Origin of the sequence: Paenibacillus macerans (assembly GCF_900454495.1) — a bacterium.
Taxonomy (GTDB): domain Bacteria; phylum Bacillota; class Bacilli; order Paenibacillales; family Paenibacillaceae; genus Fontibacillus; species Fontibacillus macerans.
The window spans coordinates 1,107,712-1,133,637 of the sequence record NZ_UGSI01000002.1 but is presented as its reverse complement, the minus strand read 5'-3'; the positions used below and the strand labels follow the sequence as shown (position 1 = coordinate 1,133,637).

At 53.9% G+C, this 25,926-nt stretch carries 20 protein-coding genes; 6 read left to right on the top strand and 14 right to left on the bottom strand.

Annotation, left to right across the window (positions count from 1 at the left end; genetic code table 11):
- Positions 1-304 precede the first annotated feature (304 nt).
- Positions 305-1,762, bottom strand: coding sequence for a SulP family inorganic anion transporter (locus DYE26_RS28170; protein WP_036619676.1), 1,458 nt, complete (start codon positions 1,760-1,762; stop codon positions 305-307).
- 301 nt (positions 1,763-2,063) lie between these two features.
- Between DYE26_RS28170 and DYE26_RS28165 the strand changes: the two genes are divergently transcribed.
- On the top strand, positions 2,064-3,320 hold the full coding sequence (locus tag DYE26_RS28165) for an MFS transporter (protein ID WP_036619675.1): 1,257 nt from the start codon (positions 2,064-2,066) through the stop codon (positions 3,318-3,320).
- A gap of 123 nt (positions 3,321-3,443) precedes the next feature.
- On the opposite strand, the gene DYE26_RS28160 is transcribed toward DYE26_RS28165, so the two are convergent.
- Entirely contained in the window at positions 3,444-4,376 is a 933-nt protein-coding gene (locus DYE26_RS28160; protein ID WP_036619674.1) for a manganese-dependent inorganic pyrophosphatase, read from the bottom strand.
- Between the two features lie 337 nt (positions 4,377-4,713).
- Between DYE26_RS28160 and DYE26_RS28155 the strand changes: the two genes are divergently transcribed.
- The gene (locus DYE26_RS28155) at positions 4,714-5,400 is read left to right on the top strand and encodes a response regulator transcription factor (protein ID WP_036627522.1); all 687 of its coding nucleotides are present in this window, start codon (positions 4,714-4,716) and stop codon (positions 5,398-5,400) included.
- Between the two features lie 33 nt (positions 5,401-5,433).
- The gene (locus DYE26_RS28150) at positions 5,434-6,993 is read left to right on the top strand and encodes a HAMP domain-containing sensor histidine kinase (RefSeq protein ID WP_036627520.1); all 1,560 of its coding nucleotides are present in this window, start codon (positions 5,434-5,436) and stop codon (positions 6,991-6,993) included.
- Between the two features lie 708 nt (positions 6,994-7,701).
- Here DYE26_RS28150 and DYE26_RS28145 read toward each other — a convergent pair.
- Positions 7,702-8,172, bottom strand: coding sequence for a GNAT family N-acetyltransferase (locus tag DYE26_RS28145; RefSeq protein ID WP_036619673.1), 471 nt, complete (start codon positions 8,170-8,172; stop codon positions 7,702-7,704).
- 48 nt (positions 8,173-8,220) lie between these two features.
- A complete protein-coding gene (gene hflX / locus DYE26_RS28140) occupies positions 8,221-9,498 on the bottom strand; it encodes a GTPase HflX (protein ID WP_036619672.1) in 1,278 nt (425 codons plus the stop codon).
- 481 nt (positions 9,499-9,979) lie between these two features.
- On the opposite strand from hflX, the gene DYE26_RS28135 reads away from it, so the two are divergent.
- Entirely contained in the window at positions 9,980-10,441 is a 462-nt protein-coding gene (locus DYE26_RS28135; protein ID WP_051985249.1) for a DUF2500 domain-containing protein, read from the top strand.
- A gap of 595 nt (positions 10,442-11,036) precedes the next feature.
- Here DYE26_RS28135 and DYE26_RS28130 read toward each other — a convergent pair.
- Positions 11,037-11,939: an SDR family oxidoreductase gene (locus DYE26_RS28130; RefSeq protein WP_240534096.1), complete on the bottom strand. Its 903-nt coding sequence runs from the start codon at positions 11,937-11,939 to the stop codon at positions 11,037-11,039.
- Between the two features lie 253 nt (positions 11,940-12,192).
- Here DYE26_RS28130 and DYE26_RS28125 point away from each other — a divergent pair, with 253 nt between their 5' ends.
- Positions 12,193-13,161, top strand: a complete 969-nt coding sequence (locus DYE26_RS28125) for a helix-turn-helix transcriptional regulator (RefSeq protein WP_036619670.1) — start codon at positions 12,193-12,195, stop codon at positions 13,159-13,161.
- Positions 13,162-13,189: 28 nt separating this feature from the next.
- On the opposite strand, the gene DYE26_RS28120 is transcribed toward DYE26_RS28125, so the two are convergent.
- From DYE26_RS28120 to DYE26_RS28100, 5 genes are all read right to left on the bottom strand, one after another.
- A complete protein-coding gene (locus DYE26_RS28120) occupies positions 13,190-14,068 on the bottom strand; it encodes an MBL fold metallo-hydrolase (RefSeq protein ID WP_036619668.1) in 879 nt (292 codons plus the stop codon).
- A gap of 18 nt (positions 14,069-14,086) precedes the next feature.
- The gene (locus DYE26_RS28115) at positions 14,087-15,847 is read right to left on the bottom strand and encodes a glycoside hydrolase family 2 protein (protein WP_036619665.1); all 1,761 of its coding nucleotides are present in this window, start codon (positions 15,845-15,847) and stop codon (positions 14,087-14,089) included.
- Positions 15,848-15,886: 39 nt separating this feature from the next.
- Positions 15,887-16,693: a carbohydrate ABC transporter permease gene (locus tag DYE26_RS28110; RefSeq protein ID WP_036619663.1), complete on the bottom strand. Its 807-nt coding sequence runs from the start codon at positions 16,691-16,693 to the stop codon at positions 15,887-15,889.
- Position 16,694: 1 nt separating this feature from the next.
- Positions 16,695-17,582 carry a carbohydrate ABC transporter permease gene (locus DYE26_RS28105; protein ID WP_036627517.1) on the bottom strand — a complete coding sequence of 296 codons (888 nt, stop codon included), beginning with the start codon at positions 17,580-17,582 and terminating at the stop codon, positions 16,695-16,697.
- Positions 17,583-17,661: 79 nt separating this feature from the next.
- Entirely contained in the window at positions 17,662-19,002 is a 1,341-nt protein-coding gene (locus tag DYE26_RS28100; RefSeq protein WP_036619661.1) for an ABC transporter substrate-binding protein, read from the bottom strand.
- A gap of 261 nt (positions 19,003-19,263) precedes the next feature.
- Between DYE26_RS28100 and DYE26_RS33670 the strand changes: the two genes are divergently transcribed.
- The gene (locus DYE26_RS33670) at positions 19,264-19,440 is read left to right on the top strand and encodes a hypothetical protein (RefSeq protein ID WP_164815268.1); all 177 of its coding nucleotides are present in this window, start codon (positions 19,264-19,266) and stop codon (positions 19,438-19,440) included.
- 393 nt (positions 19,441-19,833) lie between these two features.
- On the opposite strand, the gene DYE26_RS28095 is transcribed toward DYE26_RS33670, so the two are convergent.
- The 4 genes from DYE26_RS28095 to DYE26_RS28080 form a co-directional block, all read right to left on the bottom strand.
- Positions 19,834-20,772 (bottom strand): ArsR/SmtB family transcription factor, encoded by a 939-nt coding sequence (locus DYE26_RS28095; RefSeq protein ID WP_036619658.1) that lies wholly within the window; start codon positions 20,770-20,772, stop codon positions 19,834-19,836.
- Positions 20,773-21,208: 436 nt separating this feature from the next.
- The gene (locus tag DYE26_RS28090; protein WP_036619655.1) at positions 21,209-22,174 is read right to left on the bottom strand and encodes a glycoside hydrolase family 43 protein; all 966 of its coding nucleotides are present in this window, start codon (positions 22,172-22,174) and stop codon (positions 21,209-21,211) included.
- Between the two features lie 197 nt (positions 22,175-22,371).
- Positions 22,372-24,150: a glycoside hydrolase family 2 protein gene (locus DYE26_RS28085; RefSeq protein WP_036619653.1), complete on the bottom strand. Its 1,779-nt coding sequence runs from the start codon at positions 24,148-24,150 to the stop codon at positions 22,372-22,374.
- Positions 24,147-25,922 (bottom strand): glycoside hydrolase family 2 protein, encoded by a 1,776-nt coding sequence (locus DYE26_RS28080; protein ID WP_036619651.1) that lies wholly within the window; start codon positions 25,920-25,922, stop codon positions 24,147-24,149. Before DYE26_RS28080 ends, DYE26_RS28085 begins: the two co-directional genes overlap by 4 nt.
- Between the last annotated feature and the right edge of the window lie 4 nt (positions 25,923-25,926).

Here is a 25,926-nt window from a genome sequence, read left to right as displayed (position 1 = left end):
AAAATGGTGTACTCCTGCGAAATGCAAAAGTGCATGCGGTTTTTGTCGAAACTCCTCAATATGGGCAGTTCAAATGCAAATGTGCAGTTCATTTCCGCTCAAAAGTTACTTTTTTATCGTATAGCCTTAAATGAGATGTACTTTTGCATTTCAATAGCCCTGAAAGGGGCTGAAGACGGAAAATAAGCTGCACTTTTGCAGCTCATCCCACCAGACCGCCTATAATCTTGAAAAAAGCTGCCCGCAAAGCCAACAGACTTTGGGACAGCTTTTTTGTTCAGCTTCCGGCGGGAGCGGATCAAGATCAACCATGCCCGGCCGGCGTAGACAAACCGATGCGTTCGACGAGCCGGGTGCTTTCTTCGTTGAGCCCGACAATCGTAACGTTTTTGCCTTGCAGCCGGTACTTGTGCAGCAATTTGGAAATCGCGTTAACCGCCGACTGGTCCCAGACATGCGATTTCGCGAAATCGACGGTCACATGCTCCGGATCGCCTTCGGGATCGAATTCATTTAAAAAATGGGACACCGTGCCAAAAAACATCTGCCCGGTTACGGTATACGTTTTAACTCCCTGTTCCAGGCTTACGGAGATGCGGATGCTCGCCATCTTCCAGGCGAACACGAGCGCGCTCAGCAGCACGCCGATCCCTACGCCGATGGACAAATTATCGGTAGCGACCACGGCCACAACCGTGATCGCCATAATCAGCGCGTCGGACAGCGGAATTTTGGGCAGCGATTTGAGGGAGCTCCAATCGAACGTCCCGATGGATACCATAAACATGACGCCGACGAGCGCCGCCATCGGGATTTGCTTGACGACGTCCCCAAGCACGATGACGAGAAACAGCAGGCCGATGCCGGACACCAGCGTGGACAGCCGCGTCCGTCCGCCGGATTTCATATTGACCATCGACTGTCCGATCATCGCGCAGCCGGCCATGCCGCCGAAAAATCCGGTCACGATGTTGGCCAGGCCCTGGCCTTTCATTTCCCGGTTTTTACTGCTGGATGTATTTGTGATGTCATCGATCAGCGTCGCCGTCATCAGCGACTCCAACAGGCCGACAAAGGCCAGCGACAGCGACACCGGGAAAATGGTTTTCAGCATCTCCCAGGAAACCGCGACATCGGGAATATGGAAAACGGGCAAGGACGCCGTCATTTCCCCCATGTCGCCTACGGTTTTGACATCAAGGCGCAGCGAGATCGCGAGCACCGATACGGCAATGATCGCCACAAGGGCGGACGGAACCGCCTTGGTGATCAGCGGAAAAAGGTAAATGATCGCCAGCGTCAACGCCACCAGCGCGTACATCATCCACCCTTGGCCGGAAAAATGCGTCAGCTGCGCCATAAAGATCAAAATCGCCAGCGCGTTCACAAAGCCGGTCATGACCGAATGCGGCAAAAAGCTGATGAATTTTCCCAGTCTCAGCATGCCCATGATGATCTGCAGGATCCCGGCCAAAATCGTGGCGGCGAATAAATATTCGATGCCATGGTCGCGGACGAGACCGCCCATCAGCAGCGCCATCGCGCCGGTAGCCGCCGAGATCATGCCCGGGCGCCCGCCGGCGAAAGCGATCACGACCGCGATTGTGAACGAGGCGTAAAGCCCGACCATCGGGCTGACGCCGGCCAAAATGGAAAAGGCGATCGCTTCGGGAATCAAGGCGAAAGCAACCGTCAATCCGGACAGAATATCGCTTTGCGTATTCGAAAACCAGGCCCGCTTAATATGAAGTTGTTTTAGCAAAATAAAAATACCTCCTATAATAATTGATGGATTTAAAGGTCCGGTGCAACGCCAACGCTCCCGATTATATAAAAGAAACGCCGCCCCGCTCAAATACATCTCACCCGAGAAAATCGCTTAATCGGCAAGTATGCTCCCGAATACTCCGGTATCCGCGAAAATGCTTAAAAATTGAAATATACCACTTTAGGAATGTCCGATTATAATCGTTTTTTCTCTTTCCTAAACAACCAAAAACACTTATTATATGAAAGTTGGGTAAGCTTCACTAATAAAACGAGACCATATTGAGGTGGTAATAATGACTAATCAAGCGCATGCTTCCCCCGCTCCCAGTTTGTTTCGCAACAAATTTTACCAGACGATTCTGATCTCCAACATTTTTTTGCAGATTGGGATCTGGGTCCGCAATTTCGCCATTTTGATGTTCGTTTCGGAAAAAACGCATAACGACCCGCTGGCCATCTCGCTGATTTCGGTGGTGGAGTTTGCGCCGATTTTTGTGTTTTCCTTTATCGGTGGCGCCTTTGCCGACCGTTGGAAACCGAAAAAAACGATGATCTGGTGCGACTTTCTTTCTGCGGTGTCGGTGTTTGTCGTATTGATCACGCTATTGTACGAATCATGGGAAACCGTTTATTTCGCCACCTTCATTTCGGCGATTTTGTCGCAGTTCTCTCAGCCGTCGGTGATGAAGCTGTTCAAGCAGCACGTCCATCCCGATCAGGTGCAGCAAGGCATGGCCCTGTTCCAGTCGCTGATCGCCATCTTTATGGTGCTGGGGCCGTCGCTCGGCATCTTTGCTTATCATCAATTTGGCATTCATCTTTCGATCGGCGTGATGGGCGTGGCCTTTCTGCTGTCAGCGGTTGTTCTGTTCCGCATCCCGGCCGATGAAACGCCGGAAGAAAAATCGCCCCGGCAATCGAATATCCGCCAGGAACTGGCGGCCGGCTTCCGCTACGTCTGGGGCAGCCCGGTGCTCAAAGTGCTCGGCGCGACCTTTGCGATCGCCGGTTTTTCCGTCGGTACGATTCAGACATTGGGGTTGTTTTTAGTCACGGAAAACCTGGGGAAAAGCGAGGAGTTCCTGCAATTTCTGCTGATGGTGAACGGGATCGCCATGCTGATCGGCGGAGCGGTCGTCATGACGCTGGCCAAACGCATCCCGCCGCAGATCCTGCTGGCGTTCGGAATAACGATCAGCGCGTTGTGTATCGCCGGCATGGGCTTCTCGACAAGCGTTCCGCTCACCTTGACGCTGCAATTTATTAACGGCCTGACGATGCCCTGCATCCAAATCGGCATTAACACGCTCATTCTGCAATGGACGGAGCAGGAATACGTCGGGCGCGTCAACGGCGTGCTTAGCCCGATGTTCATGGGCATGATGGTCATCATGATGTCGTTGTCCGGCGTGCTCAAAAAGTTTTTCCCGCTGGTCGGCATCTATGCGGTCTCCGGCATCATCATGCTGGCCGGGGCGGCGATTCTGATCCCGATCTTCAAATATAAAAAGCCGGCTCCGGCCCCTACTCCGGCGGCCGAGCAGCCGTAGGCGCGAAAAACGCCTGCCCTTAGACGGCGCACGGTATTTACAACAAAAAAGTCTTGAAGCAAACGGGCCACACCCGCCGCTTCAAGACTTTTTTCATTCCGTAATATCAGTTCGAACTTGCGATTAACGCTTGTTGAAAATGTCGGTCAGCACCGGCACGATTTGCGACTTGCGGGATACGACGCCTTTCAGCACCGCCTTGTTGCCGGCCAGCTTGACGCTGTACGCCTGCTCAACCGCGTCGGCCGCTTTTCCGAGCGCCAGGCCCACGGAATCGTTGTTCAGAATGTCGGTGACGACGAACAAAAACAAGTCCAATCCTTTACGTTCGATGATGCCGTTTAACGCGGCTTCGATTTCGCTTTGCCGCGACAGGACGTCGTTTACGTCCACCGCGTTCACCTGAGCGATTTCCACCTTAGACCCGCCCATGTCGAACTCCTTGGCGTCAAGCGTAATCAACTGTTCGATCGTCTTGTCGCTCAGATCGGCCCCGGCTTTCAGCATATCGAGTCCGTATTCCTCCGCGTTGACGCCGGCGATGCCGGCCAGTTCGCGGGCTGCGGCCACATCCTGCTCGGTGCAGGTCGGCGATTTGAACAGCAGCGAGTCGGAAATGATCGCGGACAACATCAGCCCGGCGATATTGGCCGGAACTTCGATGCCGTTTTCCTTGTACATTTTGCCCAGAATCGTTGCCGTACAGCCTACCGGCTCAGCGCGATAGTAGAGCGGGCCGCTCGTTTCAAAATTGGCGATCCGGTGATGGTCGATAACTTCGACCACGCGAACCTGATCGATGTCGGACACGCTTTGCTGACGTTCGTTGTGGTCGACCAAAATGACCTCCTTCGCCTCCCCGGCCACCGCTTCCACCAGCCGGGGCGCGGCAAAGCCGAACCGCTCCAGCGCAAACGCCGTTTCCCCGTTCACTTCCCCAAGCCGCACCGGCTCCACGTTCCAGCCCAGCTTCGATTTCAAATCGGCATAGGCGATCGCCGAGCAGATCGTATCCGTGTCCGGATTTTTATGTCCGAAAATCAACACTTTTTCCATCTCGTTACTCCCCTTTTCAAAGACTTAATGACAAAAGTATAGCTTATAAATTGAGTGGCAATCAAGAGCGGCAAGGACGAACCGGCGGAATGCAAATAATTTACATCGCGGCGCAAACCGGGTACGATCAGGATGAAAGAAGGCGATTAAGGTTCGCTAAATACCCTGATCCGCTATGTACGGCGGCGCGTTCCGCCTGCCTGGGCAGTTTACCTGCCCGCTCAGTTTAAGTCGGCGTTAAGGCGGCTTTCAGCAAACGTTCAGCGTTATCGGCCATAATAGAGATCATCCGAAGACGACAGGCTGCGGCTTTATATTATTAGGAGGCATTTTTATGATGAATAACGTGAAAGGCGCAAAAATATTGCTGGTGGACGACGAGCCGCATATCGTGCAGTTTCTGGAGCTGGGTCTGGCGAATGAAGGCTTTGAGGTCCGGACCGCGGCGGACGGGATGAGCGCCGTCAGCGTGGCGGCGGAATTTCAACCGCATGTCGTTGTGCTGGACGTCATGATGCCGGGTATGGACGGCTGGGAAGTGTGCCGGCTGGTGCGCAAAAACGGAGACAACGTCGCGATCATTATGCTGACGGCCAAGGACGAAGTGGACGACCGGGTGAAGGGGCTGACGATCGGCGCCGACGATTACGTCGTCAAGCCGTTCAGCTTCGAGGAGCTGCTGGCCCGCATCGGGGCGCGCCTGCGCAACCAGTTTCCGGCGCTGTTCGGCGAAGTCGTTATCGGACCATTCCGCCTGGACGACCGGAGAAAAGAAATTATATACCGGGAGCAGCCGCTGGAGCTGTCCCCGACCGAATACGAGCTGCTCAAATACCTGATCCTCAACCACGGGATCGTGCTTAGCAAAACCACGATATTGGATAAAGTATGGGGGTACGATTTCGGCGGCGAGGAAAATATCGTGGAAGTCTATATCCGCTCGCTTCGGGAAAAATTGCACGACAAAGAGCACCGGCTGATCCGCACGCTTCGCGGCGCGGGCTATCGCGTCGATTTGCCCTGAAGCCCTTCTTAATAAGGAAAGGAACTTGCGATGATGAATAGCCCCAAACCCAACAAAAGCAATTTTGGGCAAAGATGGCGAAGCTTGTTTTTGCCGGGTTCGCTGCGGTTTCAACTGCTGTCGCGTTCCCTGTTCATTTTGGCCGCTTTGCTCGTTTTGATCGGAGCGTTCCAATACGTAATTATGAAGGATTTTATATATAAAAATCAGGCCGAGAAAATGGCTTCACAGATGAGAGGTCCGTTAAGAGAAGTGTTCGACCGGAGCGGGCAAACTCCCGAGCATTGGGAAGGCGAAGGGCAAAGACCTGCGCCTGCAGGCCCCGGGGCCGGGGCCGGGTCCGGAAACAAAAACGTTCCGGAGCCGCGTCCGCTCCTGTTTTTGCCCGATTCCTCGCTGGCCATCATCAACTCCGATTATAAATTTATCGATTTGGCCTCCGAAACGGGCATTACCGCCCCCCGCCTGACCGATAGCGAATACGGAAAGCTGTTTAACCGGAACTGGGGCAAATCGCGTCCTGGCGAATACCGTGTCATGAAGGACGGGGAAGGCAACGAGCAGCTTGTCGTATTCCGCGAAGTGGTGTTTCCCGGGGACAACGGGGAGCAGGCCTGGCTTGTGCAAATGGGGATTTACACCGCTCCGATGCTGAAGGTGGTGTTTCGGCAGCTGCTGACGTTCGCCGGGCTTTCCCTGCTCGCGTTAGCCGGGGGATTGGCGTTGTATTTCCCGGTGTTGCGGCGCACGCTTAATCCTTTGAACCAGATGGTCAAAACGGTGGAGGATACGAATGCCGGCAATCTCGGCAACCGTTTTCCGGCGGCTTCGGGGCAATCGGAAATCGACCGGCTCGGCGTTTCGTTTAACGGGATGATGGAGCGGCTGGAGAACGCCTTTGAGGCGGAGCGGGAGGCGAAGGAGCAGATGCGCCGCTTCGTCGCCGACGCCTCCCATGAGCTGCGCACCCCGCTGACCTCGATTCACGGGTTCCTCGAAGTGTTGCTGCGCGGGGCCGCCGACCAGCCGGAGCAGCTTCACGCGGCGCTGAACAGCATGCTTGGCGAATCGGGGCGGATGAAGAAGCTGGTGGAGGACCTGCTGACGCTGGCCAAATTGGACCGCACTCCGGTCGTGCAGCGGACGCAGGTTCTGCTGGACGAATTGATAAGGGAAATGGAACCGCACCTCCGGATGCTGGCCGAAGACCGGGAGGTCCGGTTTGCGCTGCATCCGGGGCTGGCCGCGATGTGCGACAACGATAAAATCAAACAGGTCGTGCTGAACCTGTTTCATAACGCCGTTCAGCATACCGACCGGCAAACCGGCCGGATTGCGGTAACCTTGACTCACGAGCCCGGACGGGCACTGCTTCAGGTCAAGGATAACGGGCCGGGGATCGCCAAAGAGCATCTGCCTCACGTCTTCGAGCGGTTTTACCGCAGCGACGCCTCGCGGACGCGCAAACAAGGCGGCGCCGGACTGGGGCTGGCGATCTCCCAGTCGATCGTCGAAGCGCACGGCGGGCAAATCTCCGCAGCCAGCGAACTTGGGGCGGGAGCGACGTTTACCGTTGTGCTGCCGGCGCTGTAGAGGACAGTTTTATGGAAGATAGTATGATGTACGATGGTCCCAAACGAATAAGAGAAGCCTGGCCTCCGTCCAGGCTCACTTCCGCGTTAGCATAAAAAAAGAAACGGTTAGCAGGCTACGGGCTACGGAGTTATGCACGTAGCTCACTATCGCGAAATGCAAAAGGGCAGGCGAATTTCGTCGAAATCCCTCGAAACGGGTGGTTCAAATGCAAAACTGCAGTTCATTTCCGGTCAGAAGTTACTTTTTTATTATATAGCCCTGAATGAGATGTATTTTGCATTTCAATCGCTATAGAGTGGAAATTTAGAGAAAATGAAATGCATTTTTGCATTTGATCGAGCCAATGAAGTTAATCGCTCATATCCGGTTTACGTGTATACGCGCCAACAACATCCATCGATGGTCTTTAGGCCATAATTGCAAAACTTACACCTAGGTTCAATTTAAGATACGGATTTAAAGGTTTTAATTGCATTTCCTGCAACTACCATCCAACCATTTTCTTCAGCTCTTCAGATTAAACAGATCTAATTGCATGTTTTACACTAAAACAAGTGTTTGGTTATATATCCGGATAAGCAACTGTTCATTTTACAACTATTCAATGGTCTACCTACTGGTCTGAGCAGCAATCACTCTCAAAAAAAGCAGAAGCCCCATCCAAACGACAATGGATGAGGCTCTTTTTGCTTCCCGCTACGCTAACTAGCGAAGCATTCCTTTATAAATCCCCGGCTCCGAGCCTTCGATCACGACCGCGCCCGCCGCTTTGGCGTAAAAGTCCTTGGGCCCCGCCCCGCCGATCGCCGCATATCCGTAGCCGTCGAGACGCATCAAATCGAGGGTGTGCAGCAGCAGCATTTTGCCGATGCCTCTGCCGCGCTCCTGTTCATCGACCCCGGTGGGGCCGAAGAATCCTTTGGCCGTCGTGTCGTAACAGGCAAAGCCGAGCAGTTTGCCGTTATCGATGGCGATGATGCAGGTGATCGGCGCCCGGGCAAAAGCCACTTCGCATTCGCTGACCCAAAACGGGCTGAAATGCTCGCCGACCCATTTGGCGACGACGTGCTTTTCCGGGGCGATCGCCCGCCGGATCGTCACCCCCGTGCGCGCTTCATATTGCTCCACCGGTTCAAAAGGCGGCAAATCGTACAACTTGACCAGCATATCCGACATCGCTTAAGTCTCCTTTGGAAAGTTCGTGATTTGAGGGCTATTATTAAGTTATTTCAACGCCTCGATCACGTATTCCTTGTATTTTCCGTAATCGCTAAGCTTGCATTCCAGGGACAGTTTCGTGCCCTCCGGCTCATAGCTCGTTTCCAAGACGTTGGCGTGCTCGTTAAAGTAAGAAACCAATGCCCCCTGATCGTAAGGGATCATCATTTGACATTGCACATAGTCTTTGAAAATCCGGCTGCGGATCTCGGAGACCAGCTCCTGGAGGCCGATCCGGGGTTTTGCGGCCATATAGACGATATCTCCGCGAACCTCCGGAATAGCCTGATCGGTCAGATCGGATTTATTGTAGGCATAAACCGTGGGAATGTCCGTTATGCCGATCTCCTTCAGCGTCCGGTTTGTGATTTCGATCAGCCGTTCGTACTCCGGGTTGGAATAATCGACGACGTGGATGAGCAGGTCGGCTTCCGCCACCTCCTCCAGCGTCGAGCGGAACGCTTTGATCAGATGGTGCGGCAGCTTGCTGACAAACCCGACCGTATCGGTCAGCAAAAAAGCTTTGTTATCCTGAAGCGGAATGCTGCGGACCGACGTTTCCAGCGTGGCGAACAGCATATCCTTCTCCAGCACGAGCTTTTCCGGGGACGGGTTGTACAGCTCCATCAGCGCGTTCATGATCGTCGATTTGCCCGCATTGGTGTAGCCGACCAGCGAGACGACGGGCAGTTCGTTTTTTTTGCGCTGCTTGCGCTGCGTTTGCCGATGCGCCACAAGCAGCTCCAGTTCCTTGCTGAGCGCCGTAATTTTCTCCTCGATCCGCCGGCGGTCAAGCTCGAGGCGCGTTTCCCCGGCGCCGCGGTTTTTCGTGCCGACGCCGCCGCTCTGGCGGCCCAGCGACTCCCGCAGCCCGACGAGGCGCGGCAGCATGTATTTGAGCTGCGCGACCTCCACCTGCAGCTGCGCTTCCCGGGTTTTGGCCCGCTGCGCAAAAATATCGAGGATCAGCACAGTCCGGTCGATCACTTTGCAATCCAGGTCCGCCTCCAGATTGCGGATTTGCGAAGGGGACAACTCATCGTTGAAAATTACGAGATTGCCTTCGTGCGCCTCAAGCAGCGCCCTGACCTCGGTTAATTTCCCCGTTCCGATATAATGCGAGGTATTGATTTTGAGCAGATTTTGCGCAAGCGTCCCAACGACTTCGATGTCGCAGGCTTCCGCCAAATTCGCCAGTTCCTCCATAGAGTATTCGAAATCTTCCTGATGGTTTAAGTTCACGCCAACCAAGATGGCTTTTTGTTCGAGCTGTTGTTGTTCCATATAGTTGCTTCCTCCCTTGAGAAAAAAATAAACACAGGCGCCACACCTGTGTTTACAAGCAAACGGACCTATGGCAAAAAGCGCCCCGGCAGCGAAAAACGCCAGCCGAAAGCGGCAGGTCACAAGGCATATTCTATTCTAAAGTTCCTGCAGGTTCCCTTTATCATAGCACACCTATCCCGTTTGCCCCGCACAGGCGCGGAGCCTTTGGCACTATTCAATTAGCCGCGCAAAGTGGTAAAACGGAATTTAATGTACAACACGGGGAACCCTCCGTTCTTCTTAAGATGGTTCCAGTTTATCACAATTCGTATTCGTTCACAATCGTTGCGAAAAGCATGGTAAGATGAAACATATCTCCCCGTTTTGCGTAAATAAGGAAGAACATCGGCGAGATTAGGCAGGTTGATATCATATAGCAGAACACAAGGGGACATAGGGAACATAAGGAAACCACAAAGAGACTTAAGGAGGGCTTATCATGAGCGGTTTTCATCCGCTGTTTGGCGGTGCAGGCTTTGGAGGGGATTTTGGAGGTGGCTTTGGAGGCGGTTTTGATTTTATGTTTACGCTGGTCCCGATTTTTATAGGCATTATCTTCGTTATCGTGATTGTAGGGCTCATCGGAAGCGGCGTCAAATATGTCCAAAACGCCCGCTCCCCCCGCGAAACCCGGTATGCCCGCATCGTGTCCAAACGGATGGACGTCCGGCACAGCTCATCAAGCCACCACGGCGATAATCATATGCATTCTTCCTCGTCCCGGACGTATTATTACATTACGCTGGAATTCGATAACGGCCAACGCGTGGAGTACCTTGACGTGAAAAACCTGTACGGCCTTGTTGCCGAAGGCGATGCCGGATACGCGGCCGTTCAGGGCGATTGGATCGTGGCGTTCGAACGCGATATGGCGCAAAACCGCAGCGGCGGGACATTTTAAGGGGCGGACCTTAATGCGCCGGTGAAAATAAATGGGGCAGACCGCAAATGGATTCTGAAAATATGAGGCGCGCCGCTTTACCTCCCATTGGAAAAATCCAACAGATTGACACGCATCGGCCGCCTTTCTAACGGTTGCCACAGCCGCTATTTACTCCAATATCGCCGTTTTCAAATTCTAATGGTTGCCATAGCGCTTATTTAGCTAAAACCTGGCTATTTGGGCTCAGATTTGAGCAGATAACAGCGCTCACAACCGTTAAAATTTAGAAAGGGCCTTTTTTGGCAAAATAGCGACTAATACAACCGTTGGATTTCTGGCGTAATCTCAAATGGAATAGCGGGCAAGGCATACCTGAGATTTTGTGTAGGCGTTAATGCAACGCTAGTAGGCGCTCATTGGAAAAATCCAATCAAACCGCTCGCTGCATCTGCCTGTCATTCAATTTTAGTTCTATTGGATATTTCCAATCAGAACAGCCGTCAGGCCACCCGGAGAGGGAACCTGTCGCCGGCGGATAAACTGAAAAGCGCCAGCGGCAGCGGTGGGAACGCTGCGCTCGCGCTTTTTGCGTTAGCTCGTCATCCTCCCCGCCTCAGTTGACCGGCAGACCCTGCCGCCGCGCGTAGTTGCCCCAATGCGGCTTACGGCCGTCGATGTCGGCGAATCCGTACTCGTCGGATAAATCCCAACTGGTTAGCGACTTACCGGCTTTGGCGGCAACCTGCGGGTCCGCAGCCAATGCAGCCACCGCCTGGCCTACGAAATACGGCGTTTCCGATTCGGCGTAATGCGGCTCCTTCTGAATAGCGTCCCGCCAGTTGCTCTCGGCAACGCCGAAATAATCCAGCATCTGTTCGGACCGCAAAAACCCGGGGGTAACCGCCAGCGCCGTCACGTTATAAGGCCGCAGTTCCTCGGCCATGGCGGCGGCCAGGTGGATCGGCGATATTTTCGCCAGACTGTAATACAGATTGCCGCGATAATTGTAGGTGGAACCGTCGGTAATCTCGATGACAAGCCCTTCCCTCCGCTTCACCATCAACGGAACGCCGTAATAACTCGTTATCAAATGCGCTTTGACCGCCCGCTCCTGCATCAGCAGGCCGTCGGCCAGCGGCTGCTCCCAAAACGGGGTGTTCCAATGGGTCAGATTTTCTCCGCCCCAAATATCGTTGACGAGAATGTCGAGACGCCCCTCCTGCTGCTCCTCCACCCGCGCAAACAAAGCCTGCACCTGTTCCTCGGAGGTATGGTCCGTGCGTACGGCAATGCCTTTGCCGCCGCGGGCCGTAACCATTTCGGCCGTGTCATCGATCGTCTCGCTGCGGCCGATATCCGACGCCTGTCCGCGAACGCTGCGCCCGGTGCAGTAGACGGTCGCTCCGGCGGCGCCCAGCATGACGGCGATGCCCCGCCCCGCTCCCCGCGTAGCCCCGGCGACGACCGCCACTTTCCCCTGCAGCGGTTTTTCTCTTTGCATGTCCTTTAAGTCCATCGTGTCAACATCCTCCCTGACCATTTTGTGTTGTTTATTCTATAGCAGTGTAACAGGGCATATACGACATCCGTTGTCTTATATTCATGGTAAAATTAAATAAAGTGTTCAATAAGGTTGGCTTTCAGCACTGAAGCGTATGCTTACGAAGAGCGTTTTTTCAAACCGCTTGAGGTCGGATGAAGCCAGGGGCGTAAGGAGCAGAGCGGACGTTTTGAACAACCTCTAAAACGTTGTAAGGGAGGAGCGCTACTTGAGAGCGGATCGGTTGCTGGCCATTTTGCTGCTGCTGCAAAATCGGGGGAAAATGAGCTCCCGCCACTTGGCGAAGGAGCTTGAGGTATCGGAGCGGACGATCGGACGGGATATGGAAGCGTTAAGCGCGGCCGGCATTCCGGTTTATGCGGAAAGAGGCGCTCAGGGCGGGTGGGCGCTGGCGGAAAGCTACCGGACGAACCTGACCGGCATGCGGCCGGAGGAAATCGTTTCGCTGCTGCTGACCAGCCATAACGAGCTGCTCGGCGATTTGGGAATCCAGGGTCATTTCCAAACGGCTTACCAAAAGCTGCTGGCCGCTTCCCCCGCCCCGATCCGGCAGGACGCCGAACTGATCCGCCAGCGCATCCATATCGACGGCGCCGGCTGGCACGCTTCGGGTGAAGCCTTCCCCTGGCTGGCCACCGTACAGGAAGCCGTATGGGCGCAAAGGAAGCTGCGCATCCGCTACCGGAAAGACGATGCGGCCGTGGAGCGCACGCTGCTCCCTCTGGGCCTTATCGCCAAACGCAGCGTCTGGTACCTGGCGGCGGCGCAGGAGGACAGCGGCGAGATGCGGACGTACCGTATCTCGCGTCTGGAAGACGCGCAGCTGCTCGCTGAAACCTTCGCGCGGCCGGCCGGTTTTAATTTGGCGGAATATTGGGAACGGTCCACCGCCGACTTCAAATCCCGGCTGCCCCGTTATCCGGCGCTGGTGAACGTCAAAGAACCCCGGCTGAACCGGCTGCGCAGGGAGCGTTACGCCAAAGTGCTCCATGCCGAAAAGCCGGACGAACAGGGGTTTGTCAAAGCGGATATCGAATTTCAGACGCTGGAATCGGCGTGCGAGATCGTGCTCGCCTGCGGCCCGGAGGCCAGGGTGCTGGAGCCGCCGGAGCTGCGCGAGCGGGTGCGGCGCGAAGCGGAAGCGATCTCCCGCCTGTACTCCGAAGCAGGCGATTAACGCTCGGAACGGGCCGCCCGTTACAAGTTCACCGCAAAAACGCCCGCGGCGACACGTACACGAACCGCTCTCCCCGGGCCATGACATGGCATTTTTGCTCCGGGAAACGTTCGTACAAATCGTCCACGAAATGGCCGGGCTTCTCCGCGTTGACGGCAAACAAGTCGTAATGCAGCGGGATGACAGTGTCGGCGTCGATAGCGGCCGCCAGCTCCGCGGCTTCCCGGTAGTTCATGTTGCCGACGATGCCGCGCTGCCCGCGGAAATAATCGCGGCCGTTGATCGGCAGCAGGGCGACGTCCGGCCGGACCGCCCGCAGCCGCTCGATCAATTCGGGGTACACCAGCGTGTCCCCGGCATGGTACAGCGTGACGCCGTTCAGTTCGATCACGTAACCGACGTAACGGGGTTTTCCTTCCTCATCCCGTTCCAACTGTTCGTGAGCGGCGGGAATGACCGTAAGGCGGAGTTTGGAGAACAGCTCCAACTGGCGGCGGTCATCGGCCTCCCAAATTTGCGGGGCCGCAATCCCCATCTCCTGCAAAGCCGGCTTGCAGCAGGCCGGGGCCACGATCGGCGCCGCCGGGTTCTGCCGGTGAAAATAGGGCAAGGTCCCCCCATCCATATGGTCGTCATGCTCATGCGTGATCAGGCATAAATCGGCCCCCAGAATATCTCCCGGTTCGATCGGGGCCGGAAAAGTCCGTCTCCAGTCTCCGGAATCAAGGTCGCCCGAGACGTATGGATCCACATAAAGCGTAATTCCGTCTCCTTTAATAATCACGCTCTCCTGCCCCAGAAACCATAGCGCAAGCGTTCCGTAAGGAACCTCGGTGCGGATGACTTCATTGATCAGGGCGGCGCCTTGGCGGGTCAGGCCGGCGTCTTTGCGGATTGAATCGGTCATTTTGCTCTCCTCTGGCTTTTAGGTTCCCGCAACAATCGAACGGATGGTTTCCAGCGGAATTTTCGGCTTCCGGTCATAGGTCAACAGGCCGTTGATTTCCTGTTCCACATCGGTAAATTGGGTGTAACAAAAGCCCTGCACCACCGGCGATTGCAAAACGGGTTCAATTACATTCTGCAAACGCGCCGCAAAATCCTGCTCATTTTCGGCCCCGGAATAACCCCATCCGTCCCAATCGCCGGCTTTGAAGGAAATGCCGCCAAACTCCGTCAGCAGGATCGGCTGCCCTTCGTCCGGGAACCCGGGTACGAGAATCCAGCGGTTGCCCGGCTTGGCGGCCAAAGCGGTTGCCCGCGCGGCATACCGTTCCGCCAGCACCTCCCGCCGCCATTCATAATCGTGAATGGTGAGCAAGTCGGTGGCGACCAGCTCCCATCCGTCATTGGAGATGACGGGGCGTGTCCGGTCCAGCGATTTCGTTAAATGATACAGAGACAAAGCGTGCTGCTGTTGCTGCCGGTCCACCAAAATGTTGGTGACGCCCCAGCTCTCGTTCAGCGGCACCCAAACCACGATGCACGGGTGATTGAAATCCCGCTCCACGGCCTGAATCCACTCCCGGGTAATACGGCCCGCGTAAGTTTCGGAAAAACGGAAAGCATTGGCCATTTCCCCCCATAACAGAAGGCCAAGCCGGTCGGCCCAATATAAATACCGGGGATCCTCGATCTTTTGATGCTTCCTTGCTCCATTAAAGCCCATCGCCTTGGTGAGTTCCACATCTCTGCGCAAGTCGTCGTCGCTGGGGGCGGTCAGCAGCCCTTCCGGAAAATAACCTTGATCCAGCACCATTTTCATATAATAAGGCCGATTGTTGAGCAGCAGCTTGCCGTCTTCAATGGAGATTTTCCGCATGCCGAAATAGCTTTTTACCGAATCCACCGTTTCCCCGTCCACCAGCAGCGTCAGCTCCAAATCGTAAAGGTTCGGGTGTTCCGGTGTCCACCACCGCCCCAGGCCGTGATCGTTAAAATCCTCCAGATGGATGGAGCGGCGCCCCGTAACATGGATCAAGGCGAAGCAATCTTCGGATACAAACTCGCCCTTGAAGGATATAACGGCCTTAACGCTAACCTGTACGCCAGGCCGGCAGCCCGCCAGAAACACCTCCAGATCGAGATCGTTTTTGTCGATGTCCGGAATCATCCGAATGCGCTCCACATACGTTTCGGGCACCGGCTCAAGCCATACGCTCTGCCAAATCCCGGTCGTGCGCGTGTAGAAGATCCCCGCCGACTGATCCTCCCAATACTGCTTGCCGCGCGGCAACGAGACGTCGCGGCTGTAGTCGGTCGCCTTCACGACGACGGTATTGCCGCCCTTGACGAGAACGTCCGTGATGTCGGCATGAAACGGCGTGTGTCCGCCTTCATGAACCGCCGCCAGCTTGCCGTTAACCCATACTTTGGCCTCGTAATCGACGGCGCCGAAATGCAGCAGCACTCTGCCCGCGTAGTATTCATCGGGAACGGTGAATGATTTGCGATACCAAACTCGGTCATGAACCGACGTGTCTCCGATCCCGCTCAGCCGGCTTTGAAAACAGAACGGAACCGTGATTTTTTGGTTGAACCGCCCTTTTCCCTGCTCATACCAGGCTTCCCGCTCCCCTATCCCGTCATCGTCAAAGGCGAATTCCCATTCTCCGTTCAGGCTCGCCCACTTCTCGCGGACGAACTGGGGCCGCGGATATTCACCGCGCATAAGTTGGTTTGTCATAGTCTTCTCTCCTTCTCTATCTATCGTAAGTTGAAGTAGTTACCCTTTGATCCCCGAGAGGCTGACGCCCTTGATGATCTGCCGTTCGAAAATCAGGAACAGCACCATGATCGGCAGGGAGGCCACCGTGTTGATGACCATCGGCTTGACATAATCTTCGGTATATTGATTCATTAACGTCGGGATTCCCATCGGCAAAGTAAACAGGTTGTCATCGGTGACGGACAGGAACGGCCACAGGAAGTTGTTCCAGGAGCCGATAAACGTTAGAATCGCGATCGACACCAACGCGGGACGGGTAAGCGGAAGCATGATGTTGATGAAAATCCGCCAGATGCCGCCGCCGTCCATCTGCACGCTTTCCAGCAGGTCGTTCGGAATGCCGTCGAAAAAGCTTTTTAGCACGATGATCGCAAACGGGGAGGCCAAAACGGGAAAAATCAGCCCCATATAAGTGTTGAGAATCTCCATGTCCTTGGCGACCTGATACAATGGAATCAAAGTCGCTTCGCCGGGAATCAGCAGCCCCGCCAAAATGAAGAAAAACATAAACGTCCGGTACCGGAACGGAATTTTGGACATGGCGAACCCGGACATCGCGGCGATGATCAGCGTAAGCACGGTGACGCAGACGGCGATGAAAAAGCTGTTCCAGGACCAGGCCAACAGTTTGGTGCCGGTAATGACTTCGTTGTAAACCGCCAGCGAATAAGGCGGGGTAAACCAGTCGACGACGGAGATGATTTTCATGCCTTCCTTTTTGACCGAAACGACCAGCATCCAAATTAACGGAAAAGCGAACAGCAGCGCCATCAACAGGGAAAAAATCCGGTAAAACCACTTCATGCTATTTCGCCTCCTTCCGGTTGTTCACCCAATACTGCAGCCCGGACAGCACCAGCAAAATGACAAACAGCATGTAGGACATGGCCGAGGCGTAACCGAGGTCGTTTTTGCGGAAACCCGTTTGCCAAATGTACTGGATGACGGGACGGGTTTGGTCCAAAGGACCGCCGCCGGTCATGACGTAGATCTGCATAAACACCTTAAATGAAGCGATAATTTGCAGCATGGTGATCGTTTTGGTGATCGGGCTCAGCAGCGGGAGGGTGATTTTCCAAAAAACCTGGGAATCGGTGGCCCCGTCCAGGCGCGCCGCTTCGTAAACCTCATCCGGGATATCCTGCATCGCCGACAAATATAAAATGAAGTTAAAACCGACCGTCCACCAGAGCGTGAGCAGCGAAACAGCGATCCAGGCCAGCCCCGTTTCCGACAGCCAGAAAATTTCCGCGCCTTCCGGAAGCAGCCTAAGCAGGTGAAGCAATGAGTTCACCAGTCCCGTATAAGGTTGGAACAGAAACAAGCCCAGATAGGAAGCGACCGCCACGGACAAAATGCTGGGGATAAAAAACACGCTGCGGTAAAACCGCTGCAGCCTGGAGTTCCGGTTGGCGATCAGCGCCAGTACGATGGCCAGGGCGAGCATCGCCGGGGTCGTGGTGATGACGAAAATGGCCGAGTGTCCGATCGCCGCCCAAAATTCGTGGTCCTGAAACATCCGCTCGTAATTGCCCAAGCCGAGGTATTTCATCTTTTTGATCAGCGTCCATTTATAGAAGCTCATTTCCACGCCCTTGATCATCGGCCAGATCGTAAACAGGAAATAAACGACCAAGAAGGGGAGCAGGAACAGGAATGCCTGCACGTCCGCTCTCAGTTTGTTCATCTTCATCGTTTCAAGCCTCCCCATTGGCCGGCCGGCTTTGACCTTGCGGTTTGCCTCAAAGACGGCCGGCGTCATGAACTAACCGCTATTCGTTTAATACCTTTTGGACTTCCTCGGTCATTTTGGCGATGCCGTCCGCCGGCGTCATTTTGTTGGCCCATACTTCATTCAAATATTTGAACATGGCCAAATCGCGGATTTGCCAGTTTTTCGTGGACGGTTTGCTGAACTTCACGGTCGAAGCCACGGATACGTAATCGCTCCGGTAAGGAAGATCCTTAAACTCCTGTTTTTCAAACACGGACGGTTTGGATGGGATATGGCCGGCTTTCGCCCATACCTGGCCGCCGTTGTCGGCCAGCCAGTTGGCGAACGTGATCGCCGCTTTCCGCTTGGACGGGTCTTCATCTTTGGTCACCGGAAGAATCACGGTATGGGAATCGCCCCAGGTCGCTTCCTGATCGAAGATTTTCGGGATCGGCATCGCGCCGAATTCCAGCCCTTCCGTGGACTCCCAAGTACCTGTGGCCCAAACTCCGGTCATCATAATGGCAGCCGTACCGCTTTGGAAATTTTTGTAGAAGTCCGGGTCGTTCAGTTTAATGACTTTATATTTATGGAAAAGATCCTGGACATATTGGGCCGCCTGAACCGCTTTGTCCGTATCTACCTGGGCGGTGGTCAAGTCGTCGGAAACGACGTCATTGCCCCCGAGCTGGGAGTACAGCGCCCACCACAAACGGAACGGATCGTCATTTGTGTTAGACAAGGCAAACGGAGTCACTTTTGCCGGCAGTTTTTCTTTCAGCGTGTTCAGGAAAGCGACGAAACCGTCGGCCGATTGCTCCATGACCGGTTTGCCGTCTTCGCCAAGCAGCCCCGCGTCTTTCAGCAGCTTCTTGTTGTAGTACATAATAAACGGGTGCGTATCGATCGGCACCGCATAGTGCGCGCCATCCACTACGGAAGCGTCAAGGATGTTTTGGTTAAAGGAAGACCAGTCCACGCCGGCTTCGGCGGCCACATCGTCAAGCTCGGTGACGACCCCCTGGTCGATCAGATCGGGCAGCCGGGAAATGTGGGAGATGCCGACATCCGGTCCGTTGCCGTTGCCAACCGCGGTAATCAGCTTGGTGTAATACTCTCCCCATTCCAGCTTTGTATTTTTCACTTGAATGTCGGGATGTTCCTTGTTGAAGGCATCGATCATCGCCTGCATATTGTCGCCGTCTCCGCCGGAGAAAAGCGTCCAGAACGATAACTGGATCTTCTCGCCGCCGCCATTTGAAGCGCTTTCATCATTTTGCCCGTTCGTCCCTTCGTTACCGGATGGCGCCGCAGCGTTATTTCCACCGCCACCGCACGCGCTTAACGCAAAAGAGATTGACAGCAACAAAACGAGCAGCATTGCAAAGCTTTTTTTCATGTTGGCCTCCCCTTTTCACTTTGGTGAAATAAGGAACAGAATTTATGATTTATTACATAAATTCCGAACCTTTGTACCTAAATATAAAGATGCGAGGGCGTTTTGTCAACGGTTTCATATTGATTTTTTGTAATATTTTTGTTTATTACAACAATTTTGTAATATATAATGCAAGCTGCTGCGGCTGATTATAATAAACGGACTAGCTAGAAGAAGAAGTGCCGGAGGAATTGACTCCTGCGGCAACCCTGCAGGGATGTTGTGAAGAAGCATGCGCAGGTAAGCAAGAAGCATGCGCAGGTAAGCAAGAAGCATGCGCAGGTAAGCAAGAAGCATGCGCAGGTAAGCGTCAGCAGCGGTCAGCTGCGGTGGTTCGGGACTTTAGGCGGGGCAGGAATGAGGCGGGAAGCTCTCTGCTACCGCCTCTGCCGGAAATAGAGGTAATTTGGGGCGCTATCTTTACGATTTTGCTCCTCCTGCGGAAAATAGCGGAACTTTTTGTCCCTATTTGAAGTCGAAGCCTGGAAAAAGCGCTTTTTGCCCCTAGCTTTCAAAATATAGCGGTAAAAAAATCCCCTATTCCTCATCTACCCCTTTTTTGGTGGAAATAAGAACCTTTTTTACCGCTATTTCCACGGTGGCCCCCACCAAAACGTATGCAGGGGCCCCTTTCCCCAATGACATACCGACAGCTAGCTTCACCCATAAGAAAAAGCCGCCAACTCCGGGAAACCGGAATTAACGGCTCGGCTTTCTTTTTTCACTCATTTTCATTCAATGTATACATAACGCACATGAGCAGATCCAGTTCATGGTTTCGTTTCCGATCGTTTATTCGACCGGATCGAGCGTATACGCAACCTGCATGATCATATCCTGTTCATAATCCCCGAACTGCTTGCCGAACAGATTGACCCCGCCTTTATGGACAGCGTCCGGCTTCACGCCGATCCGCACCCGCAGGCTCGGACGCTGGTCAAGGCCCAGATCGCTTAGCGTCACATCGGACACTTTCTGCATATCCAACGTGGTCCGCTCGTGGTCAACCCGCCATGTCTTCAGCAGGCCGTATTGCGTCGACCAATCTTCCCACCACGGCGGATTCAGCGCCCCGCGCCGATCGCCGAAATCGCCGGGACTCGTCCACATGCCGATCTCCACGCCGTTGATCCACACGGAAATATCCGAAGGCCAATCATTGTCGTAATTCGGCGCTTCCGAGCACATTTCCATGGACAGTTCGAGCGACTGGATTCGTGCGTTTTGCGGAATCTCCAGCGGAAACTGATACTCCACATAACCTTTGCGGAACCACAAAATCTGCGCCGCCACATGCTTGGGATGATAAAAGCTCGCCGGCTCGTCTTCCCGCACCAGCATCCCTTCGCTTGATGCCATGCCGCAGGTCGGATGCACCTCGCAATCGCTGTAATGGCCGATCGGCATCTCGACCTCGTAATATTTCATCCCGTCCTTCGAGGTCCGGATGCTTGAGTTCAGCGAGATCTGAATATCGTCATAATTCCGGCTGCATACCTTCATCGCTCCGCGTACCGCCGGAAGCAGTTCCGTATTGATCAGCCCGGCGGCTTCCAGCACCTTCACGTTGTTCGCCACCGTCGACACCGGAAGCTGAAGGGCCTCGGCAAGTTCAATAATATTCATGCTTCGCGTGTTGAGCAAACGAAGCATGTCGACCCGAGAGCGCGTCGAGAGAGCGTGAGCGACCTGAACCAGCTTATCTGGTTCATGTATACCGACTTCCAGCATATGAACCTCCGTAACCGTATTCCCAAAAATTGTTCTATCTTTATTGACTTTACTATAAAAAGCCGCAATAAATCAACGTTATTCATTTCACGATCAGCAGACTCATTTTACCGGCCGTATATCGAAGAAATCAAGCTCAACGTACCTGGTATCCCCCGTAAACCGGATTTGGTTCGCGCCGTTCTGCAGCCTGATTTTGGCGGTGGACAGCCCCCCATTTTCCCAGCCTTTACGGGTGACATACAAGCTGACGGGAGTCCCTGAATACCAGCAAAATCGGCACGGTCGAAACTAATATTATGTTTTAATACAATAATTTTGTATATTTTGATAGATTGTAATCCGGCATTTGCGGCATGTCAACGCCATTATTTTCCACAAACCTGATTTTTGGGAGTCTTTCTAGTTGCAAAATATTTGTTCCGAAGATATTTTTTTATTCTCCCGATGGGCGAGGTATAGGGGTATCGACCCCTTGCGGAACGCCGAAGTCCGGCATGCCGTCTTTCTTCCAGCCGAATTTTTGCAGGCGCGTGCTGCGGGGAGATCCCGATGAGCGCGGCTGCTCCGCCTCGGAATAGGAGTAGGCGTGGTAAGCGATCCAATCCTCGGAGCCGTCCGGAGACACGGTGAAGCTGTTATGTCCCGGCGCATAGACCCCTGACTCCGGATTTTTAACAAAAACCGGGCCTTCATGTTTGATCCAGGCCTTCGCGTCCAGAAGATCCGCGGACTCCGCAATCCTCGTCATTCCCAGGCAGTAATCATCCGACCAGGTGGCGCTCGCCGAAAACACGAGGAAAATCCAGCCGCCCCGCCGCAAAAACACCGGGCCTTCGTTGATCGCCATCCCTCCCTGCTTCTCCCAGCCTAGCGTCGGTGCCGTAATCAGCACATTCGGCCCGGTCAGGGTCCAGGGATTGGCCATGCGGGCGGCATAAACGGCCGATCCGTAATCGGGAAAATATCCGTATCCGGAATAGAAGAAATATAGTTCTCCCCGATGTGCAATGACCGTCCCGTCGAGTCCCGGAAATTCCGTATTGACGGCGCCTTTAAAACGCCACTCGCCGTTCAGCGGATCATCCCCCGACAGTTCAAGCACGCACACTCTTCTCGTGTCGTCCCCGCCGCCATCGTTCGCCGTATAGTAGATATACCAGCGATTCTCGATATAATGGAGCTCCGGCGCCCATAAATTGCGGGAATACGGGCCGGACGCAGCGGGAACCCAGATCGTCTTCGGCTGAACCTCGGCCAGTCCGGTCAGGGTCGCGCTGCGCCAAAGCGCGATGCGGTCTCCCAGCGTCACCGACATATAATAACTCCCGTCGCGATGCCGGATAATCCAGGGATCGGCCCCATTCGCCAAAATCGGATTACGGAACGAATGTTGAGTCATGTTTGGCCTCCTTTATAAATTGAGTCTGGCAAATAAATAAAATATTTGTTTTAATACAAATATTTTATTTATTTTACAACAATAATGCTTTCCATAATAATTGTCAACGCTTTCACAAAAAAGAAATATTTTCTTATCGAACCAAAACAAAATGAGCCCTCCCGGATACCGGTGGGCCCATCGTTAGCAATCTTCGATTAAAAGTCAGCATATCCTTCGTTAATTCTACGGATGACTTCCACCGGAACCTTGGGCTCCCGATTCCATGTCAATAAGCCGCAGATTTCGGTTTCCGTGTCGGTTAATTGCGTATAACAGTAGCCTTGGACAAGCCCCGAAACCACGAAAGGCCGAATCACGTCCACCAGTTGCGACACAAACTGCTCGCCGTTCTCCGCTTTGGGCTCAACGACAGGAGAACTCGGCTCGACATGGTAGTTTACCCCGCCGAATTCCGTGCAAAGCACCGGCTCGCCTTGATAGGAGAAACCCGGGTTGTAGATAAACTTTCTTCCTTCCAGGCCGGGCATATCGGCGATGATATTTTCGATGCTCGAGTAGCGCCGGTTCAGAATTTCAGGGTCTTTGCAGTAATCATGCACCGTGCATAAATCCGATTTGCAATGCTCCCAGCCATCATTGGATATGACCAGTCTGGTTGAGTCGACCGATTTGGTGATATGGTAAAGGGATTGCGCGTGATGCTGCTGCTTCTCGTTATAATAAATATCCGCAACTCCCCAGCTTTCGTTCAGCGGAACCCAAACGACGATGGAAGGGTGGTTGTAGTCACGATCGATGACCTCCTTCCATTCTTCGATCATGCGGTAGGCATATTGTTCGTTATATACGTAGGCGGCCGCCATCTCTCCCCAAACCAACACGCCAAGCTTGTCGCACCAATATAAATATCGCGGGTCCGCTACCATCATATGCTTGCGCATTCCGTTGAATCCCATCTCTTTGCACAATTCGACATCGCGGCGAAGCGCTTCCTCCGTTGGGGCCGTCAGCAAGCTTTGCGGAAAATAACCTTGATCCAGCACGAGCTTCATACGGTATGGGCGGTTATTCAGGCACAGTTTCCCATCGTCGGCGGATATTTTGCGCATCCCGAAGTAACTGCCAATTTGATCGACGGTCACTCCATCGACTTTAAGTTCAAAGCTGACGTCGTACAAGTTGGGGGTTTCCGGCGACCACCAGCGTCCCAGGCCGTGATCGTTAAAATCCCGCAAATTCACGCGCCAAGCCTCCGTGCCCGCCAGGATTCTTCTGCTTTCCTCCGCGACGACATCCCCGGCGAATTCGATACGCGTATCCAGCTCTATCCGATGCCGGTCATCCCAGCCGTCGATAAACGCCTGAATTTCGATTTCATTCGTATCCAAATGCGGTGTGAACCGCACCTTTTCCATATAAATTTCGTCAACGAATTCAAGCCACACGGACTGCCAGATACCGGTCATGTTCGTAAACCACATGACTTCCCCCTTAGCCTTCCAGTATTGCTTGCCCCGGGGAATCGTCAAATCCCGTAGATAATCCCGGGCCATTACGGTAATCCGGTTGTCCTTCCCGGCGATCAGATCGCTAATCTCGAGCGAAAAAGAGGCAAACCCGCCGCGGTGTTTCCCGGCCGGCAAGCCGTTCACCCACACGCTGCATTCGTAATCCACCGCTCCGAAATGCAGGATTACCCGTTTGCCCGCAAATTCATCGGGGACCGCAAAGGTTTTTTCGTACCACACGCATTCGTGCACCTGCTTGTCTTCGATCCCGCTCAGTTCGCTCTGATAACAAAAAGGCACCGTGATTTCCAGCGGAAAATTCGCCTTTCCTTGATACCATTTTTCCTTAACCCCGACGTTCCGGTCATCAAACGCAAAAGACCATATCCCGTTCAGACTGCGCCAACTATTTCTGACGAATTGCGGACGCGGATATTCCGCTCTTGGTATTGCCGTTGTTGTCATAGGTCCTCCTCCGGTTCAAATTTGCCCTCGTTAAATCGCCGTATCGTTTCCAGAGGAATTTTCGATTCGCGGTCAAAGGTCAGCAGCCCGTTGATTTCTTGCTCGACATCGGTTAATTGCGTATAACAGTAACCTTGAATCAGCGGTGAATCATGCATCGCTTTGATCACCGCCCGCACGCGCACCTCGAAGTCCGCGGCGTCGATCGCCCCCGAGTAGCCCCAGCCGCTCTGGTCTCCGGACTGGAAGGAAATCCCTCCAAACTCCGTCATTAAAACCGGTTGGCCCTCATACCGATACCCTTTCACATACATATCCCGATTTTGCGGCGCATCCAGCGCTGTTTCGATCCGGCTGTATTTTTGGGTTAGTTCGCCGTAATCCCACCGGTAGTCGTGGATCGTGCACAAGTCCGATTGCGCGTGCTCCCAGCCGTCGTTGGAAATGACCAATCTTGTCGGATCCAGCGATCTTGTAAAATGATACATTGCGATGGCGTGCTGCCGTTGCTGCTCGTCCACCTTCACGTTCGGGATGCCCCAGCTTTCATTCAGCGGAACCCAGGTGATGATCGAAGGGCTGTTGAAGTCGCGATCCACCGCTTCGGCCCATTCCGCCGTAAATTTCTTCACATAGCTTTCGCTGAAAGCATAGGCATTCGCGGCCTCCCCCCAAACGACGAGTCCCAGTTTATCGCACCAGTACAGAAAACGCGGATCTTCAATTTTTTGATGTTTTCTGACACCGTTGAACCCCATTTGTTTGGTCAGCTCCACATCCCGTCTTAAATCCTCATCCGCCGGGGCTGTCAAGATGCCGCCAGGAAAATAGCCTTGATCCAGGATAGCCTTCATGTAAAACGGGCGGTTGTTCAGGCACAGTTTGCCGCTGTCCACGGACACTTTGCGCATCCCAAAGTAGCTGCGGACCGTATCCAGCAAAGCCCCTCCGGCATACAAACGGTATTCCACATCGTACAGATGCGGATGCTCCGGGCTCCACCAGCGCCCCATCCCGTGATCGTTAAAATCATGCAGCTCGATCCGGCGCTTTTGCCGGGATGCCGTCATTTTACACTCATCGACCGCGAGCGTTTCCCCTTCAAAAGAGATTTGGGTCCGGATCGTAATCTCCGTATCTTCCGTCCAGCCTTCCACTACATATTGAATGCCGATTTCATTCCGGTCAATATCAGGATAATAGTAAACCCGGCGCAAATGAATCGGTTCTACCGCCTCGATCCACACGGGCTGCCAGATTCCCGTTGTCGAAGTATAAAAGATCAGTTCGGATTTTTCTCTCCAATATTGCTTGCCTCGCGGCAAGGTAACATCCCTGCTGAAGTCTTGCGCACGCAGCGTAATTACGTTCGGGCCGTTCTCCTTCAGCGCATCCGTAATGTCTGCGGCGAACGGGGTATGTCCACCCTCATGTGCAGCGACCATATGGCCGTTCACCCAAACCCGGGAAGCGTAATCAACCGCTCCAAAGTGCAGGATAATCCGCTTGCCCTTCATCTCCTCGGGAATGTCGACCGTCCTTTTGTACCAGACCGTATCGTGAAACTCCGAAACCCCGATTCCGCTCAATTTGCTTTGGTAACAAAAAGGCACGCGGATTTTTTGCTCCAGAATCTTGTCCTTGAACCATTGTTCGGCAACCCCGACCTGTTTGTCGTCGAATTGAAATTGCCACTCGCCGTTCAAGTTTAACCACAAACTCCGTTCAAACTGTGGACGCGGATACTCCCCGCGCGTATGCATACCGCTCATGCTG

Coding starts and splice junctions, on each gene's coding strand:
- DYE26_RS28160 (WP_036619674.1), bottom strand. CDS start 4,376: ATGGAAAAAGTGTTGATTTTCGGACATAAAAATCCGGACACGGATACG.
- DYE26_RS28080 (WP_036619651.1), bottom strand. CDS start 25,922: ATGAGCGGTATGCATACGCGCGGGGAGTATCCGCGTCCACAGTTTGAA.
- DYE26_RS28150 (WP_036627520.1), top strand. CDS start 5,434: ATGAATAGCCCCAAACCCAACAAAAGCAATTTTGGGCAAAGATGGCGA.
- DYE26_RS28155 (WP_036627522.1), top strand. CDS start 4,714: ATGAATAACGTGAAAGGCGCAAAAATATTGCTGGTGGACGACGAGCCG.
- DYE26_RS28120 (WP_036619668.1), bottom strand. CDS start 14,068: ATGACCGATTCAATCCGCAAAGACGCCGGCCTGACCCGCCAAGGCGCC.
- DYE26_RS28165 (WP_036619675.1), top strand. CDS start 2,064: ATGACTAATCAAGCGCATGCTTCCCCCGCTCCCAGTTTGTTTCGCAAC.
- DYE26_RS28095 (WP_036619658.1), bottom strand. CDS start 20,772: ATGCTGGAAGTCGGTATACATGAACCAGATAAGCTGGTTCAGGTCGCT.
- hflX (WP_036619672.1), bottom strand. CDS start 9,498: ATGGAACAACAACAGCTCGAACAAAAAGCCATCTTGGTTGGCGTGAAC.
- DYE26_RS28105 (WP_036627517.1), bottom strand. CDS start 17,582: ATGAAGATGAACAAACTGAGAGCGGACGTGCAGGCATTCCTGTTCCTG.
- DYE26_RS28135 (WP_051985249.1), top strand. CDS start 9,980: ATGAGCGGTTTTCATCCGCTGTTTGGCGGTGCAGGCTTTGGAGGGGAT.
- DYE26_RS28090 (WP_036619655.1), bottom strand. CDS start 22,174: ATGACTCAACATTCGTTCCGTAATCCGATTTTGGCGAATGGGGCCGAT.
- DYE26_RS28100 (WP_036619661.1), bottom strand. CDS start 19,002: ATGAAAAAAAGCTTTGCAATGCTGCTCGTTTTGTTGCTGTCAATCTCT.
- DYE26_RS28085 (WP_036619653.1), bottom strand. CDS start 24,150: ATGACAACAACGGCAATACCAAGAGCGGAATATCCGCGTCCGCAATTC.
- DYE26_RS28110 (WP_036619663.1), bottom strand. CDS start 16,693: ATGAAGTGGTTTTACCGGATTTTTTCCCTGTTGATGGCGCTGCTGTTC.
- DYE26_RS28145 (WP_036619673.1), bottom strand. CDS start 8,172: ATGTCGGATATGCTGGTCAAGTTGTACGATTTGCCGCCTTTTGAACCG.
- DYE26_RS28130 (WP_240534096.1), bottom strand. CDS start 11,939: ATGGACTTAAAGGACATGCAAAGAGAAAAACCGCTGCAGGGGAAAGTG.
- DYE26_RS28115 (WP_036619665.1), bottom strand. CDS start 15,847: ATGACAAACCAACTTATGCGCGGTGAATATCCGCGGCCCCAGTTCGTC.